Genomic DNA, 18,290 nt, shown 5'->3' on the forward strand with positions numbered 1-18,290 from the left:
TGAGGCGGGAAGCTTGAAGGTGTTGAGTAAAAAACCGCGAGGAACAAGTATTCAATGTAGCTTAATTCAGATTTTTAGCCGGCTGTTCTTCAATAAAATTAAATAGACCAAATTCATCAAGTAAAGATTGGTAGCGCCCGTCTTTTATAAATTGAGCCAATACGCTATTAAACTCGTTTCTTAATTGCTCGTCAGGAATGGCCGCACTGTAGGAGGAAACAGGAAATAATTCATGTATTTTTGTGTCGTGTTGCTTTTCGAAAGGCAACTGATGCTTAGCGTATTGAAAAATATTTCTATCAAGCACCGCAACATCCACACTGCCAAGCAATAGCAAATTAACCTGCCTTTCTTGTTGAGCAAGCTCCATATAGTTTTTTTGATGGGCTAACGTATTTTTAAACTCTTCACCTAATACCGATATTGCCGTTTGAAAAGCAATCACGCTATGGCCGAGTAAGTCTTCTATTTCGTTAATTTCCAAGTTTCTGTCAGTACGGCTTACCGCAACATTTTGATAATACACGTAGGCATCAGTCAGTATAGCTGGGTCAATATCGTGGCCAGAGTTTAAGGTTAGCCCTATATCCACCCCGCCTTTTTTCACTAGGCTGGCGGTACGGCCAAAGGGAACGTAAATAGGCGACATTTCATGCCCCATTTCTAGCAATATTGCCCGCACTAGTTCTAACTCAAAGCCTGAATCTTGTTCTGAGATAACATAGGGAGGTTTTGTCCAACCCACGACCACATCAATTTGCTTTGCAAATGCGGCGTGTGAAGAGAACAAAATAATTAAAAGTACAACAATATAATGCATAAGGCGAAATGGTAATGGAACACGTATTAACTATAAACACTTGCCAATAAATAACCATTCGCCAAAAGACTTAATGATTTTAAAAACCCATTAAAAACAATAACTAACAAACATGCGATTTATACTTAAGTTTGATGAAAAAAGACGCTTTCACGTAGAAATATTGAATAAAACGTTAAAACGAACGGCTAATTCACGCGTTACTACCAGCATTATGATTTCGCTTTAATTAGCCAAGCGGTACAATACAGTCAAACTCTTTGAACATGTGTGAATATGGCCTGGCTACAGTTACGAATAAATACCTCCTCAGAATATGCTGAATCGATTGGCGATATGCTTAGTGCTAACGGTTCGCAAGCTGTAACCTACGTAGATGCGAAAGACACGCCTATGTACGAGCCCAAGCCTGGCGAGATTATGCTGTGGCCAGACACGCAAGTCGTCGGCCTATTTGAGGCCACCGATGACATGAAAGCCATCATCAAACGATTAGGCAAAGCGCGCATTCTAGGTTCAGATTTTAAATACAAACTAGAACCCCTTGAAGACAAAGACTGGGAGCGTGAGTGGATGGATAACTTCCACCCCATGCAATTTGGCACTCGTTTATGGATTTGCCCGAGCTGGCGTGATGTGCCAGACCCTAATGCCGTTAACGTTATGCTAGACCCGGGTCTTGCCTTTGGAACGGGTACTCACCCTACTACTGCCCTTTGCTTGCGTTGGTTAGACGGTATAGACGTTGCCGATAAAGTGGTTGTGGATTTTGGTTGTGGTTCAGGCATTTTAGCCCTAGCGGCACTTAAATTAGGTGCTAAACGGGTAGTTGCTATTGATATCGACCCACAAGCCCTTCAAGCCACACAAGAAAATGCACGCCGTAACGGTGTTGAAGATAGACTGGATGTATTCTTGCCCGCTGATCAGCCCACACTAGAGGCCGATGTAGTGATGGCGAATATATTGTCTGGGCCACTTCTAGAACTTCAAGATGTTATTTCATCTTACTGCAAACCGTCGGGCTTTCTCGTCCTTTCGGGCATTCTTGCTGAACAAGTAACCAAAATTGAAGCTGCCTACTCCCGCGATTTCACCCTTGACGAGAGTGCGATTGATGGAGAATGGGCACGAGTGTCTGGCAAAAAGTTCGCTTAAATGTAAATTTTTTGTCTTTCAATGCCTTTCAATTCGCGGCCTTTAAGAGAATTGCACAAAACTCACTCTGCAAAACAGTGATAGATAGCTAATGTTACAGTTTTTTTTCACTGTCAAGCCCATAGAGTGAAATTTTGTGTGATTTTTAGCCTTTTCAAGTATTGCGAAAACACGTACACTTAGCGCCCCGTTTTAGCCGGGTGTATAAATTCTGTGCAGTTCTAGATGGCGAAATATGCGAATTGGTTCCTACACGTTAGACAACAATTTGATGCTAGCACCAATGGCTGGCGTGACTGACCGTCCATTTCGTCAACTATGTAAACGTATGGGTGCGGGGCTTGTGGTATCGGAAATGCTTTCTAGCAATCCAAAGGTATGGAATACCGCAAAATCACAAGCACGAATGAATCATGAGGGCGAAGAAGGTATTCGTTCTGTACAGATTGCAGGCGCTGATCCAGAGCTTATGGCCCAAGCGGCACAATTTAATGTTGAAAATGGTGCGCAAATCATCGACATCAACATGGGTTGTCCAGCCAAAAAGGTGAATAAGAAACTGGCAGGTTCCGCGTTGCTTCAGTACCCGAGTACGGTGGAATCAATCATTAAAGCGGTAGTTAACGCTGTTGATGTTCCTGTAACACTTAAAATTCGTACCGGCTGGAATACCGATAACCGCAATGGGGTTGAGATAGCCCGCATTGCTGAGCAAAACGGCATACAGTCACTGGCTGTTCATGGTAGAACGCGAGCTTGTATGTACAAAGGAGAGGCGGAGTACGACACTATTCGTCGTATCAAGGCGGCAATTTCAATACCCGTAATTGCCAACGGAGACATTACCTCTCCTGAAAAAGCACAACAGGTACTGAATTGTACCGGTGCAGATGGTGTGATGATAGGTCGCGGTGCTCAAGGAAATCCTTGGATCTTCAAAGAGATCCTGCATTACCTAGAAACTGGCGAGAACCTAACGCCACCACCATTGTCTGAACAGTATGAGATTTTGCACGAGCACGTCGCTAATGTACAAAGCTTCTACGGTGAAGTCGCCGGTGTAAGAATTGCTCGCAAACATGTGGGCTGGTATCTCTCGGAACACGATACGGATCGTCAATTTCGTAAATCGTTCAACGCTATCGAGGATGCGTCAGCGCAACTTGAAGCACTAAACGCTTATTTTGAAGCGCTGCAGAATCGAGAAACCCGACAGATTTCTCCTGCAGCATAGTAATGACTAACTTAAGAGCAAGACAGTATTATGTTCGATCAAAACGTGACTTCACCTTTTACTACTACAGTAACTACGCCTTCTCAGACGCAAGCACAAAAGCCACTTCGTGACTCAGTAAAGCAAGCGGTTAATAAATACTTGAAGCAACTGGACAACGCCAACATCGATAATTTATACGAAATGGTACTGGCCGAAGTTGAGGCCCCGCTGCTGGAAGAAGTTATGACTTACACCCGCGGCAACCAAACCCGCGCTGCCATTATGATGGGAATCAACCGTGGCACGCTTCGCAAAAAGCTGAAGCAGTACGGCATGAACTAAAATCACCGGGCCTAGCCCACCGAAGAGCACCTACAGGTGCTCTTTTTGTTTCACCACTCTTAACTTTGAAGCTTATATTTTATGCAAACACCAAAACCCATTAAACGTGCTCTATTAAGTGTCTCTGATAAAACCGGTATCCTCGATTTCGCCACCGCGCTGCATAACGCTGGGGTAGAACTTCTGTCGACGGGCGGTACTGCTAAACTCATCGCTGAAGCTGGCTTACCAGTAACAGAGGTGTCTGATCACACAGGCCACCCAGAAATTATGGCTGGCCGCGTTAAAACCCTTCACCCTAAAATTCATGGCGGCATTTTGGCTCGTCGTGGTATTGATGAAGCGGTAATGGACGAAAACAACATTGCTCCAATCGATTTGGTGGTAGTGAACCTTTACCCATTTGCTGCAACAGTGGCTAACGACGATTGCACGTTAGAAGACGCTATTGAAAATATCGATATTGGCGGCCCTACCATGGTTCGCGCTGCGGCTAAAAACCATAAAGATGTAACCATTGTTGTTAAAGCTGCCGACTACGGCCGCGTTCTTGCTGAAATGGAAGCAAACGAAGGTTCATTGACTTACAAAACCCGTTTCGACCTGGCCATTAAAGCGTTTGAGCATACTGCCGAATACGACGGCATGATTGCTAACTACTTTGGCGCGCGTATCGATACTGCTGATTGCGAAGATGACTGCGGCCATGAACACAGCGAATTCCCGCGTACGTTCAACGTTCAAGTTAGCAAAAAACAAGATTTACGTTACGGTGAAAACAGCCACCAAAGTGCCGCTTTCTACGTTGAAAACAACATTCAAGAAGCATCAGTGTCTACTGCTACTCAGCTTCAAGGTAAAGAATTGTCGTTCAATAACATTGCCGACACCGACTCTGCCCTAGAATGTGTTAAAGAATTTGAAGAGCCAGCTTGCGTTATTGTTAAGCACGCTAACCCTTGTGGTGTCGCTATTGGCGAAGACATTTTGTCTGCCTACGACCGCGCGTTTAAAACCGACCCAACCTCTGCGTTTGGCGGCATTATTGCGTTTAACCGCGAGTTAGATGCGAAAACGGCACAAGCGATTGTGGATCGTCAGTTTGTAGAAGTGATTATTGCACCAACTGTTAGCGACGAAGCAAAAGACATTGTTAGCGCGAAGAAAAACGTACGCTTATTAGCGTGTGGTGATTGGGCTGGTCAACTAACAGACGGTTACGACTTCAAACGTGTTAACGGCGGGCTGCTAGTGCAAGAGCGCGATTTTGGCATGGTTGAAATGGAAGACCTTCAAGTAGTCACCAAACTTAAGCCTTCAGATGACGAACTTCGTGATTTGATGTTCTGCTGGAAAGTTGCCAAATACGTAAAATCTAACGCCATTGTATATTGTAAAGACGGTATGACAGTGGGTGTGGGCGCAGGTCAAATGAGCCGCGTATATTCTGCAAAAATTGCAGGTATTAAAGCCGCTGATGAAAACCTAGAAGTAGCAGGCTCTGTAATGGCATCTGACGCTTTCTTCCCATTCCGCGATGGCATTGATGCTGCCGCAGAAGCTGGTATTAAAGCAGTCATTCAGCCTGGTGGCTCAATGCGCGACCAAGAAGTGATTGATGCAGCCGACGAACACGGCATCGCCATGGTGTTCACTGGAATGCGCCACTTCCGCCATTAAGAAAATATGATGTATTAGCTGCGTAAGAAGCTAAATGATGCAGTAAGCGAGTACGAGTTTGGAGCACGCCGTAAACCCGTCCATGGGGGCTCCGCCACGGCATCCTTGCCGTGGAGGGCTCCCCCCTCGTACTCACTACTACACCTTGCTAGCTTATTGCGTGCTGTGCTTTGGAAACAGATAGCGGGTTAGAGATAGGTGAAGGGCTCCGCTGTGGTATCCATGCCATCGAGGGTTTAGTACTGGCATTCACTTCCCCTCTTTTGATATCTAGGCTCTACAGTTGCAGTTGAATAAAAATTCAACCAGCTTTCGTACTTAAGAAGCATGACGCCGGTTGATAGGAGTGAGAGCAGAAGGCATTCAAAACCTTCCACAGCATGGATGCTGTGGCAGAGCGTCCATGGATGGGTTTACCGCGTGTTTTGAATGCCTTCTGCTCTCGCTCTTAGCTTAGAGCTCTTAACTCTGAGCAATAAAAAGCAAAACGGCAGAGTACAGATTTAGCATGTTGGGTGTCGGGTAGGTGTCATAGTTTGTTGTTAAGCTTAATCTGAAACTGGTGTTTATCAGTATTAGCAGTTAACGTAATCGCCGTTACCCTCGATGATAATAAGGAAATAACAATGAAGAAGTTAGCCAATTTAGTACTCGCAGCCACCCTTGGCATGTCAGCAACCTATGCTAGCGCCGATGCTATATCAGATGCAGCCATGAGCGAACACCGCTCAGCACAAGCCAAAGTACGTGATGAATTCCGTAATCCTCAGCAAACATTACGATTCTTTGGCGTTAAGCCAGACATGACAGTAGTTGAAATTTCACCAGGTGGCGGCTGGTATGCCGACATTATTGCGCCTTTGGTTCAAAAAGAAGGTCAGTACATTGCTGCTCACTTCTTCGTTGACGAATCAACTAACGATTATTACCGTAAGTCGCTAGAAAAATTCAATCAAAAAGTAAAAGACAGCGCCCCATACCAAGGAGTGAAAGTTACCGCTTTCCACCCAACCAAAGCTCTTGATATTGCAGAAGCTGGCAGCGCCGATGTGGTACTTACCTTCCGTAATATTCATAACTGGTACATGGGTCAAGGAAACGAAGGTATCGACAATGCATTTGGTGCTTTCTTTAAGGCGCTTAAGCCTGGTGGTGTGCTAGGTGTGGTTGAACATGAACTGCCAGAATCTGCTGACGATTCAGCAATGGAAAAAAGTGGCTACATGAAGCGTTCTTTCGTTGTTGCTGCCGCTGAAAAAGCAGGCTTTGAGCTTGAAGAAGCAAGCGATATTAATGCGAACGCTAAAGATACTGCCGACCATCCGCGCGGTGTATGGACGCTTCCTCCTAGCCTAAGATTAAAAGATCAAGATCGCGAGAAGTACCTTGCCATTGGCGAGAGTAATCGTATGACGCTTAAGTTTAAAAAGCCCAGTTTGTAAAAACAAAACCTTAAAACGGAATAGTTAATGAACGTACTTGTAATTGGCGGCGGTGGCCGCGAGCATGCGCTAGCTTATAAAGCGGCGCAATCTTCTGATGTTTCAACTGTGTTTGTTGCCCCTGGTAATGCAGGAACGGCAATAGAGCCTAAACTAGAAAACGTAGCAATTGATGTAAACGATATTCTTGGTTTACTGTCTTTTGCTAAAGGTAACGATGTTGAATTAACCATTGTTGGCCCAGAAGCGCCGTTGGTTGCAGGTGTGGTAGATGCGTTTACTAACGAAGGCTTAATGATCTTTGGCCCTACTCAAGCTGCAGCGCAGCTTGAAGGGTCTAAAGCCTTTACTAAAGATTTTCTTGCTCGCCATAATATTCCTACCGCTGAATATCAGAACTTTACTGAGATTGACCCTGCCATCGCCTATGTGCGTGAAAAAGGCGCGCCTATTGTGATTAAGGCAGACGGCTTAGCAGCAGGTAAAGGCGTGATTGTAGCCATGACGCTACAAGAAGCAGAAGACGCTATTCGCGACATGCTAGCAGGTAATGCTTTTGGTGAAGCCGGCAGCCGTGTAGTAGTAGAAGAATTCCTAGATGGTGAAGAAGCCTCGTTTATCGTTATGGTAGACGGAAAAAGCGTACTTCCTTTTGCCACCAGTCAAGACCATAAACGCGCAGCTAATGGCGACAAAGGTCCTAATACAGGCGGCATGGGTGCATACTCTCCTGCCCCAGTAGTAACACAAGAAATTCACGACCGCGTGATGAAAGAAGTGATTATGCCAACGGTTGAAGGCATGGCGTCAGAAGGTAACCCTTACATGGGTTTCTTGTACGCGGGGCTTATGATCATGGCTGATGGAACGCCCAAAGTGATTGAATATAACTGCCGCTTTGGCGACCCAGAAACCCAGCCTATTATGCTGCGTTTACAATCAGACATCGTCGCTTTGTGCCAAGCGGCCTGTAAAGGCGAGCTTGATAGCCAAACTATTGAGTTTGATACACGTGCCGCCATTGGTGTTGTTCTAGCAGCAGGTGGTTACCCTGGTAGCTACGACAAGGGTGATGAAATTACCGGCTTTGAAAGCGCCGCCGAATTAGACGGCAAAGTTTTTCATGCTGGTACGTCACTAGAAGACGGCAAAGTGGTGACTAACGGTGGCCGTGTTCTGTGCGCCACTGCCATGGGCAATAACGTAACTGAAGCTCAGCAGAAAGCGTATGAATTGGTAAATACAATTCAGTTCAAAGACGCGTATTTTCGTACCGACATTGGCTACCGTGCCATTGCCCGTGAGTCTAGCGCTGACTAAGCGCTTATTGAGAGAAGCGCTGAATAAAAGTATATTTAAACGCCGCCTAAGCGAATGCTTAGGCGGCGTTTTTGTTTGTATCAACCCGCGTTTACTTTAGCTCAAGCACATCAAATACAGATGCATCTTTGTATCCTTGGTTTTTATCCCCGTCAATTGGGGTTATCGGGTGCGACCCCATAAAATGCTCTCTATCGCCTCCGTCGGCATCACAATAAGCCAGCATAAAACCTAGCTTCATGCCCTTTTTAAGCGTTACAGGCGTGTTGGATTCACCATGAACATAATCATCAGCATACACTTTTATTGCGGTTTCCCAGTGTACCACAAACGGGGCGTCTGACTGGCGTTGCCACGCGCTATCAACATGGTCGTTATAAAGCTGAGGCACAGCTTCACCCTTATTTTCCGCTGCCATGCTAGGGCCGATATCCGCCACTTGGTTGTCTAACGCTAAATGGTATGCAAAGGCGTTGTAGTTGTTAAAGTGATCGCCACCGGAGCCATCAGCATCAATGAAAATCTCTAAGCAGTCATCATCCCAATAGCGCTCTAATGGCGATGCGTAAGTGTCAGATAAATGATCGTCTCGAATTTCGGCCAATAAGTACAAGGCATCTTCGTTCCAGCGAAGCTTATACTTGCCCGTAAAATCACTGGCATCGGGTGTATCACCAATGATTACTTCATTCATAGGATACCAATCATCCCCTTCCCAAAGTGCCTCGTTCGCTACCCCATCAATCGTGGGTGCAGCGTTAATATGCAGTGCTTCATCTGCATTAGCACCTGTTGTAGCTGCGGCTGTACACATAATTGCCGCCAGCCAATGACTTGCCTTCATAGTTAATCCTTATTTTATTGCGGTGTATTTTTGCTTACCTGCCGATTCTTGGTAGAGTATTAAACTGCACCGGTAACTCAAAGGCATTTATGTCACTTCAGACCACTTGCTACAATATTTTAGCTTCTTATAAAGATGCCCAATCACATCACAAAGCAAGTAAGTACTTTGATGTGATACTTGTGACTGTCATTGTGGTTAATATCGCCACCATGATGCTATCGACCGTACCGGGTACCTCTTCACAATACATTACAGAGTTACACATTATCGAAGTGGTTTCTGTTGCGCTTTTTAGCCTTGAGTACGTACTTCGCATTTGGAGCAGTGGCGTCGCACCGTCTTCAGCATTAACGTCATCAAAAGACATTCAATTCCATACTCCTTGGCAAAAGCGCTGGTACTATCTAAAAAGCCCCATGGCATTGATTGATTTGCTTGCCATATTACCTTTCTACCTAAGCATGTTTGTTACCCTAGATTTACGGATATTACGAGTATTCAGAGTGCTGAGAATTTTAAAGCTTGGCCGTTACTCACGCTCAATGCAAACGCTAATCACGGTCATTAGAAACGAGTCTCATTCACTCGTTGCCGCGCTCAGCGTGTTGATGTTGTTCACCGTTATTGCAGCCACCTGCATCTATTACATTGAACATACCGCGCAGCCCGACGCTTTTAGTAGTATACCCGCTTCACTGTGGTGGGCACTGGTGACACTCACAACGGTAGGCTATGGTGACATTGTTCCCATCACGGCAGGGGGAAAGGTGTTTGGTGGGATAATCACCATTTTGGGCATATGCTTTTACGCCCTGCCAGCAGGTATATTATCATCGAGTTTTACTGCCCAAATGCAACTTAAACGAGACCGGTTTAAGGAAACAGTACGCACAGTATTAGAAGACGGAAAATTTAGCGAACACGATAAAGGGCACATTGAACGTGTTCGCGATTTGTTAGACCTAGATGAAGAAGAAGCTCAGCTCATAGTGCGGCTTCTTCAGCACCACCATAGCACGTCTCAAAAACCTAGCGTCGACAAGAAGCCGCATACATAGAAGCCATTCTCAACTACATCTCTGGGCTTGCTTGATCACGAGGCCTGTCGGATTCCATGTTAAATTTCTGAAATAGCCACCCTATTCCCACCAAGCTTAACCCTAAGCCAATGAAGGATAGGGCACGATATAAACCGTCAAGGCTAGACATGTCGATAATAAAGGCTTTCAGCAGTACAACCGTTAACAGGCCAAAGCCAAACTTCACCGCTATGTCTTTATGCATGTATTGACCAAGGAAAATCGTTAAGGTTGCCAAAACAAGCCATACCACCGAGTAGGTGTATTGCTCAGCTTGACCGAACCCTAAACGAAACTCAACGTGTCCATGATGGAAAAGACTACGAATGATGCTATTGATGTAAAACACCAAAAATAGACCGATAATCACCACTATACCTTTTAAGCATGCCCCTGAAATTAGCGCCTTTATCTGTGAAGCGCTGCTCGGCAATACTCTAAACCAAGGTGGCAACCACAAGGTACTAAGCAGTAACGCTGGGACTAACCATTGTAAAGCCATATAATTTAGCACTGCATTGCCCCCAGTGTTTTGTGGGAACACGAAGGGGTTATTCACCACTGATATATCTAAGTGAAGCCAAAAAGCCCCTACCATTAAGATAAAGCCCGCCACACGATAGAGTTTAGCCAACCGTTGAGCAACACAAGCACGGTGCCAATAGGTTACTGCGAGAGCGACCCACCCCAAGGCTAAAAAGACTTTTTCCGTGTATGAAGCAAGGAATAGCTCTGGGTAGGCCCCCGTTAACCAATAACTAGGCTCGGTAGTAATAAACAGCGCAACAACATGTAATAACGCGCCTTCCAACCACACCTTTAACGTTGGCGAAGGGTTGTATTTCCTTGCTAACCATAAGCTTAAAAACACCGCAGGATAGACAACAGCCGTCCAATGCATGCTGAAAATATGTTCGTCAGAGTAATCCGCTAACCATGGCGCGCCAGTGAGTCTTACCAACACGGCTATCAATAAGGCTTTAAATAACCAGTCGGGTAGCGCTACGCGATACTTTGCACTTTGTATACTTACCATAGCCACTTGAATAGCCAACGCCAGTGATAGTATTGCTGCGTCGAGTACCATGGTGAAACATAGTGTTAAACACGCATTGGCAAGCACGGAAAAAGAGAGCTTTTCTATTTGAGGGTTAACTTTCAATGTGACTAAAGCACTCATTAGTGCAATTAACGCAAGTTCAAGCGCCCAAATACCATAGAGTACGTCGGTGACCTTGCTAGGTGCTAGCGCATAACTAACCCCATACAACGCCACTGGGCTTACCACCATATAGAGCCAAAACGCCGGTCTCGCAGTGTCTTGCGTATTGTGTTTTCTCGCTAAAATCCCCCCGTACACGCAAAGCCCTACCGCGAGCAGCTGAGAAAATAGATACTTCCCACTAAGAATAAAACTAAGATCTATTGGGCCTTCAGCTGGCCTTAACATAGTAAAATGCGTCAAACCAGTAACCAACATAAGTGCCGGCCACATATCAAAGGCACTGTGTCGACTAGGCGCTACAAGCAGTAAAGCGGACAATGTGAAGGCGCTAATCCATATTTTTTCATTGCTGCCGTATTGAATCAGAAACCCATGAATGACAATTAAAACCAGTGAAATCGCCGCGAGTTGTTGTCGTTGAGAAAATAAGTTTCTCAGCGACATCCCCTGATCTTGCGTAGCCATTAATGACCACCCCAAAGTACGAACCAACGCAAACAAGTATGTTGAAAATACGCTAAAACATAACCAAGCAACGAAGTGGCTCGCCTCTGTACTTAATAGCCCCACTAGCGCCCATAAAAAATGCCCTAAAAAGCTCACTCGCCACAACCAAACCGCGGCGACCTTTTGTGCCACCCACACGCCAGATAAAGAAACAAGACTAATAAACGCCAAAAGCAAAGGAATATTATTCGACCCCGTGTTAACAAGCGCTGGAATGACAAATGCCCCCAATATCCCAATAAACGCTAGCAGCGGGCCAAATCGGAGCGACAGCGAAACAGATCCTAAAGCAATAATCGCTAGTGTTGCAAAAGCAACGAAAGGCGATAAAAAGCCATAATAATTAAAGGCCACCAGCGTAATAGCGTAGCACGTGACTACACCGCCTGAGGCAAGTGCCGCACATACCGCCGGTGAATAAATAGAAAAGCGAATGCGATGACGTGCTAAAAATTCTGAGGCCACCACCAGAGAAACACCAAACACGCCACCGAGTATCACGCGAAGTTCGGCTGAAACGAAACCCGCCTCAATGGCATAGTTTGCGAGAAATATGCCCCCCACTGCTAAAACTAAGCCGCCAAGCCATAATAACCCGTTACCCTTAATGGCGTTAACTAGCCCCTGTTGGTGCTTTTCTAAATAGGAAATAAGCGTAGGAGGGCTTGACGGGTTGCTCGATGCTCGGGGTTTAGAGACGCCCCCTAAATCGTTAGCCGAGGTTTCGCGTTTAGGAGCGGTTATGCTTTCAACGCGAGGAGAGGGCTTTGAAGACGCAGATTTTTGCTCAAATGCCCTTAAGCGCCTTTCCAATTGCTCAATATGGGTTTGCATGCGTGATAGCTTGCCCACATGTTGAAAAGATAGCACGGCACCAGCTACGGTTACTAAAACCAGTATACCCAGTAGAAAAGATTCCATCGCCACTTCCTCATTGTGCTTTTTGTTATTTATTTTCGCCACGTTAGCGCTAATTCGTGCTTGCAGTCAATTCATCAGTAAGAGAGTAGTCTTGATTCTTAACCCACATCAGCTTATAACTAGTACCCGTCATTTCTCAAACGAATTTCTATGTCTGTAAAACATCCAATTATTGCCATTACTGGTTCGTCAGGGGCAGGAACAACCACGACAACCAATGCTATACGCCACATTTTCAGGAACCTGAATTTGAACGCAGCTGTGGTTGGCGGTGACAGCTTTCATCGTTTTACGCGCCCAGAAATGGAAGTGGAAATCCGTAAAGCCCAAGAACAGGGCCGACATATTAGTTACTTTGGGCCAAAGGCCAACGATTTCGAACTCCTCGAAACCCTATTTAGAGAGTACGGAAGCTCGGGTTCAGGTCAGTTTCGTCAGTACCTTCATACTTTTGATGAAGCCGTGCCTTTCAACCAAATGCCGGGCACCTTTACGCCATGGCAAGATTTACCACAAAATACCGACTTATTATTTTATGAAGGCTTACATGGCGGCGTAAAAACCGAAGAGAATGATGTCGCCAAACATGTCGACTTATTGGTTGGCATGGTACCTATTGTAAACCTAGAGTGGATTCAAAAAATTGTGCGCGATACCACCGACCGAGGCCATTCCCGTGAAGCGGTAATGAGTAGCATCGTGCGTGGGCTAGATGATTATTTCCAGTACATCACGCCTCAGTTTTCCCAAACCCATGTTAACTTTCAGCGTGTGCCTACGGTAGATACCTCAAACCCTTTCAGTGCTCGTGAAATACCTACGCAAGATGAAAGCTTTGTTGTGGTTCGCTTTAGGCGCGAAATGAAGCATGTTGACTACCCTTATCTACTGCAAATGATTGATGGCGCGTTTATGTCGCGTATTAATACACTCGTAGTTCCGGGCGGTAAAATGGGGTTAGCGATGGAGCTTATTCTTACTCCACTTCTTGAAGATATTTTGAATCGAAAGCGTCGTGCTGGCCATCAAATGGATTGGCTTAACACCCAAGACGAGTAATATTTCTAGTACGATATAATCTTTGCTGAATTTAAAAAAAGGGCTTTCATAACAAGCCCTTTTTTAATGTTTGGGCCAACCAAAAAACTAGACTAAAGTATAAAATTTTCAATTTGTCTTGCTCAAATTTAATTCTTCGAATGCACTAAAATGATCACTAATCTCGCCCTTAACTAATGTTAAGTTACCTCTTAAATACCGTTTAACACTCTGCATTATCCTTATTACTTAAAAAAATAAAGTAATAAAAAACTTAATTTTCATACCCTTGATAGCATTTCAATAAAAATAACCTTTCTGAATGAGTTAAAAATCATAAAAGGTTGATTTCTTGCATAGCAATATTGTGCATGTAAATCCGTAATCAAAACCTTGAAGCGATAATTGGTTTATAAAGGGACTTAATGAAACCAAATACCGATGTCTTATTTGCATTAAATGATATTCCAACAGTAAACCAATCTATTACTGCCGCACTACAACATATATTGGCGTGCTTCGTAGGTATTATTACCCCGTCGCTGATTATTGGTACTGCTCTAGGGCTTGAACCAGAAATACCTTATCTTATTAGTATGTCGCTTTTTGTTTCAGGCGTGGCGACTTTTATTCAAGCAAAAACCTTCGGACCGGTCGGCTGCGGCTTAATTGCGGTACAAGGCACCAGCTTTGCGTTCATTAGCGCGTTATTAATAGCCGGGCTGTCTATTAAAGCTAACGGAGGCAGCAAAGAAGAAATACTATCTACCCTGCTGGGAGTTTGTTTTATCGGTGCTTTCATCGAAATTATCGTCAGTTTATTTATCAATAAAATTAAGCGGGTAATAACGCCATTAACCACGGGTATCGTCATTACTACTATTGGCATTAGCCTTATAAAGGTAGGCATCACTGATTTAGCTGGCGGGTTTGGCAGCGCCAACTTTGGCAGTATTGAGAACCTTACTCTTGGGCTATTTGTACTCGTCACTATTATTGCGCTTAACGTATCTAGTAACCCTTGGGTAAGGCTTTCCGGCATGATTTTAGGCACTATCGTTGCCTCAGACTTAGGCTGGGTCTCATTTGCAAGCTTGGCTGAACAACCTATTGTCAGTATTCCCGTTCCTTTTAAGTATGGAATTAATTTTGACCTCGATATATTCATTCCCATCGCGCTTATTTATTTTCTTACCGCACTAGAAACCTCCGGCGACCTTACTGCTAATAGCTTGTTTTGTGGCTTACCGATAAAGGGCCCTAAATATCTAAAAAGAATTAAAGGCGGTATTTTGGCCGACGGCGTTAATTCGGCCATTGCAGCCATATTTAATACCTTTCCGAATACCACATTCGGGCAGAACAATGCCGTCATTCAATTAACCGGTGTAGCAAGCAGGCATGTGGGCTTTTACGTGGCGGCCATGTTAGTCATTTTAGGCTTGTTTCCCATTATCGGCGGCGCACTTCAATTAATGCCTAAACCCGTACTTGGCGGTGCAACACTGGTTATGTTCGCCACCATTGCCGTAGGCGGTATTAAGATATTGGCTAGCGAGCCTATCGATCGTCGAAAGTCACTTATTATCGCGACCTCGCTAGGTACCGGATTAGGTGTGCTGATGGTACCCGATGCTATACAAGGCTTACCTGTAGCCTTTAAAAACGTGCTGTCCTCCTCGGTCACATCTGCGGGCTTTACCGCCATTATTATGAGTATTTTAATTCCAGAGAATAAAGTTACGAAACAAGAAAACACTGATGCTTCGCTGTCACCGTCAGTAGAAAAAATCAAACAACAGTCGAAATAAAAGTTCGACTAACACAACTAGAAAAATTGCCTTGTTGAGCCGTGTATTACAACAACCAAACTGTCTACGCCTACCATTTAAAGCAATAAAGGCGTGAACACTTAAATACAACACTAAAAAAGCGCGTTGCGCGACAACACACACTAGGCTGCTCAATGAAAACATTTACGCATAAAACCCTCTATTTAACGATGCTTTCGCTCTTTGCTTCATACTCTGGTGCTACCTTGGCACAAGAACCACCGAGTGATGAAGACATGGAAACCATTTCAATTACCGGTGTAAAAGACCTCAACTCTCTCATTCCAATAGAATCAAAAAGTGCGTTTGGCTTAGACAAGTCTTTGGTAGAAACACCCCGATCTGTTACTGATATCAGTTCTGACTTAATAGAAGCGTACGGATTGCGCTCTGTAGATGATCTTGTACGAATAACACCTGGAGCCTTTACTAGTTCGTTTTTTGGTATTCAAGGTGCCATGGATATTCGTGGTGAATCGGCCGATAACTACTTTCGTGGCTTTAGGCGAATTGCCAACCCAGGTGCGTTTAAAACTAATATTCGTGGGGCAAAAGGGTTGGAAGTGATGCGCGGGCCGGTTAGCCCTTTATATGGAAATGGTAGTGTAGGCGGGCAGTTAAATTACTCTCCAAAATCGGCCAAATCAGATGCCACTAAATACTTTGATGAAGCCACCGGCGAAATTCATTTAACCTTGGGCACATACGATCAAAAAATTCTAGCTGTAGAGGGCGGTACGCCTTTCATGCTTGGCGATAAACAAGCAGGCGTGTACATTTTTGCTGAAGCAGAAGATTCTGGCTCTTATTACGATAACTACGAACCAACGAATGAAATTGTACAGGTGGCGCTAGATGTCGATTTAACCGACAAAACATTGATGGAATTTGGGTTTCAATACCAAACCTCTGACGCCATTCAAGTGCCAGGCTGGAACCGGGTAACCCAAGACTTAATTGACAATGGCACCTACATTACCGGCGCACCGGTGGCGAAGAATTCAGATGACCCTATTGGCGCAGATAGGCTACTGCCTCAAGAATCGGGTTTTATCTCGCCATTTGCGCCTTACTTTATTAACTCGTCGTTTTCAGGCGTAGGCACCTTTTGTAGCCCAGGCACGGCAGATAACAGTAACTACACCTACAACGCTATGCTGCTTTCTTGCCCGGGAGTGGCTGACGGTATCGAAAATGCTTATGCGCTCAGTAACCCTGGCACCGCTCAAATCGATCATAAAACAACCTTTATAGACGACATTGATTTTGCCGACTCAACAGCATTCACTGCGTACTTAGACTTTACGACCTATTTGTCTGACGACATGACGTGGAAAAACCAGTTTTATTACGATTACATGGATCACACCAAGTTCCAGAGCTGGGGCTTTACTGCTGATTATCCTGGGGCCGAAGCCATGGAGTTCAGATCTAGCCTAAACTTCGAAACTTTCCACGATAATGCCACTATTCAGCATATTACCGGCATTAGTATTCGTAACGAAGACCTTGACTACAACCATGCGTACTACGACGAAACTTTCGATTTTCGAGATATTATCGTAGGGCCAACCCCTGACGATAGAATTGATTGGGCGGTAGATGACCCCTATGAAGATGCCACCATTATTTACGATGAAGACGGTAACCCTACCGGCATTGATGGCACAGTAAGAAGAAACTATAACGAAGAGCAAGTTTCTACCATGCTTAACGCGGGCTTGTTTTATATTGCCGATATTACGCTAGAGTCTTGGAGTATATTGCTTGGTGCCCGGTACGACTATTTCGATGTTGAATCGGAAGACCAAGCCATATCTTTGCTTGGCATACCCTTTGGCGATGGTGAAGTGCATACCGATACCGAATCAGCGTTTAGTTACAACGTGAGCGTGTCGTACAAGATGGAATCAGGTTTTGTGCCTTACGCCACTTACGCCGAATCTAGTTCGCTAAGCACTAATCAACTTGGCGGAATTATTCCAAGCAGTGTTGATAATGGTGAGTATTTGGCCGAATCAACCTTAGCCGAGCTAGGAATTAAATACAGCAGCGACGATGAATCACTCTATGCCGCCCTCGCCGTATTTGATCAAGAAAAAACCGATCGAATTGGTCAAACTTCTGCGTTAGTAGCCGTATACAGTGAAGGGGTTGAATTTGAAGCCCGCGCTATCTTAAATGAAAGTTTCTCGCTTACTGCTACCGCCACCCACATTGAAACCACCGAGGTAAGTGATGGAGCGTTAGCGGTGATCAACGGCGCTGACTTTGCGGCCCAAAATGGCCTTGAAGCATATCAAGTGTACGGAGGCCGAATTGCAGGTAACCGTTCTACCTTTGTGGGTGAAGGTGTAGAGCTTGACCGAGGTGGTTTACCTGACAACACCATGAGCTTATTTTTGAATTACAACAAGCCATTAGAGAGAGGCAGAGTAACGGCTAGTCTTGGCTTTGGGTGGGCCGATGAAACCTACACCGATGTACTGGAAACCATATTACTGCCTAGTTACATGGTATGGACCGGCTCAGTGGGCTATGTTGCCGAGAATTACCGCATACTACTTAGCGTAAATAACTTGTTCGAAGAGGAATATTACACGTCTGCCGACCTGTTCGACTCGGTCGTGGTTAAACCTTCTGAAGGCCGAACGGGTTCAGTCATGTTTAGTTATTCTTTCTAGCGCAAACATCGACCACCACCTTACATAAAAAGTGGTGGTCGTTTTTACCTACCTGCGTTCACTTTGAATTCTAATCAAAAGCAGAAAATTAGTACTACTGCCGCAGCTTTATGAAGAAAATATGCCAGCGATTTAGTGTATTCGTCACTCCTATAACAATCTATTTACAACCTAAAGTC

13 protein-coding genes are annotated in these 18,290 nt (G+C 44.9%); 10 read left to right on the forward strand and 3 right to left on the reverse strand.

The features are described from left to right. Window positions 1-61: 61 nt before the first annotated feature. Window positions 62-820, reverse strand: a complete 759-nt coding sequence (locus tag AV939_RS19190) for a substrate-binding periplasmic protein (RefSeq protein WP_057795326.1) — start codon at window positions 818-820, stop codon at window positions 62-64. 276 nt (window positions 821-1,096) lie between these two features. Here AV939_RS19190 and prmA point away from each other — a divergent pair, with 276 nt between their 5' ends. From prmA to purD, 6 genes are all read left to right on the forward strand, one after another. Then, a complete protein-coding gene (prmA, locus tag AV939_RS19195) occupies window positions 1,097-1,978 on the forward strand; it encodes a 50S ribosomal protein L11 methyltransferase (protein ID WP_061998078.1) in 882 nt (293 codons plus the stop codon). Between the two features lie 235 nt (window positions 1,979-2,213). Further along, the gene (dusB, locus tag AV939_RS19200) at window positions 2,214-3,212 is read left to right on the forward strand and encodes a tRNA dihydrouridine synthase DusB (protein ID WP_061998079.1); all 999 of its coding nucleotides are present in this window, start codon (window positions 2,214-2,216) and stop codon (window positions 3,210-3,212) included. Between the two features lie 30 nt (window positions 3,213-3,242). Then, entirely contained in the window at window positions 3,243-3,536 is a 294-nt protein-coding gene (gene fis, locus AV939_RS19205) for a DNA-binding transcriptional regulator Fis (protein WP_012520109.1), read from the forward strand. Between the two features lie 81 nt (window positions 3,537-3,617). Continuing rightward, complete coding sequence (gene purH / locus AV939_RS19210; RefSeq protein WP_061998080.1) at window positions 3,618-5,216, forward strand: bifunctional phosphoribosylaminoimidazolecarboxamide formyltransferase/IMP cyclohydrolase; 1,599 nt, start codon at window positions 3,618-3,620, stop codon at window positions 5,214-5,216. A gap of 626 nt (window positions 5,217-5,842) precedes the next feature. Beyond that, the gene (locus tag AV939_RS19215; protein ID WP_061998081.1) at window positions 5,843-6,658 is read left to right on the forward strand and encodes a class I SAM-dependent methyltransferase; all 816 of its coding nucleotides are present in this window, start codon (window positions 5,843-5,845) and stop codon (window positions 6,656-6,658) included. 27 nt (window positions 6,659-6,685) lie between these two features. Next, entirely contained in the window at window positions 6,686-7,978 is a 1,293-nt protein-coding gene (gene purD / locus AV939_RS19220) for a phosphoribosylamine--glycine ligase (protein WP_057795306.1), read from the forward strand. 91 nt (window positions 7,979-8,069) lie between these two features. Here the strand turns inward: purD and AV939_RS19225 are convergent, their stop codons facing one another. Beyond that, window positions 8,070-8,822 carry a sugar-binding protein gene (locus tag AV939_RS19225; protein ID WP_061998082.1) on the reverse strand — a complete coding sequence of 251 codons (753 nt, stop codon included), beginning with the start codon at window positions 8,820-8,822 and terminating at the stop codon, window positions 8,070-8,072. Window positions 8,823-8,911: 89 nt separating this feature from the next. Here AV939_RS19225 and AV939_RS19230 point away from each other — a divergent pair, with 89 nt between their 5' ends. After that, a complete protein-coding gene (locus AV939_RS19230) occupies window positions 8,912-9,883 on the forward strand; it encodes an ion transporter (RefSeq protein WP_061998083.1) in 972 nt (323 codons plus the stop codon). 13 nt (window positions 9,884-9,896) lie between these two features. On the opposite strand, the gene AV939_RS19235 is transcribed toward AV939_RS19230, so the two are convergent. Then, a complete protein-coding gene (locus tag AV939_RS19235) occupies window positions 9,897-12,557 on the reverse strand; it encodes a DUF2339 domain-containing protein (RefSeq protein WP_057795300.1) in 2,661 nt (886 codons plus the stop codon). 150 nt (window positions 12,558-12,707) lie between these two features. On the opposite strand from AV939_RS19235, the gene AV939_RS19240 reads away from it, so the two are divergent. The 3 genes from AV939_RS19240 (at window position 12,708) to AV939_RS19250 (ending at window position 18,111) form a co-directional block, all read left to right on the forward strand. After that, on the forward strand, window positions 12,708-13,616 hold the full coding sequence (locus AV939_RS19240) for a phosphoribulokinase (RefSeq protein WP_057795297.1): 909 nt from the start codon (window positions 12,708-12,710) through the stop codon (window positions 13,614-13,616). A gap of 404 nt (window positions 13,617-14,020) precedes the next feature. Next, window positions 14,021-15,406, forward strand: coding sequence for a nucleobase:cation symporter-2 family protein (locus AV939_RS19245; RefSeq protein WP_061998084.1), 1,386 nt, complete (start codon window positions 14,021-14,023; stop codon window positions 15,404-15,406). Window positions 15,407-15,561: 155 nt separating this feature from the next. Continuing rightward, window positions 15,562-18,111: a TonB-dependent siderophore receptor gene (locus tag AV939_RS19250; RefSeq protein ID WP_057795285.1), complete on the forward strand. Its 2,550-nt coding sequence runs from the start codon at window positions 15,562-15,564 to the stop codon at window positions 18,109-18,111. The last annotated feature ends 179 nt before the right edge of the window (window positions 18,112-18,290 follow it).

The sequence above is a fragment of the Alteromonas sp. Mac1 genome (genome assembly GCF_001562125.1).
GTDB lineage: Bacteria > Pseudomonadota > Gammaproteobacteria > Enterobacterales > Alteromonadaceae > Alteromonas > Alteromonas stellipolaris.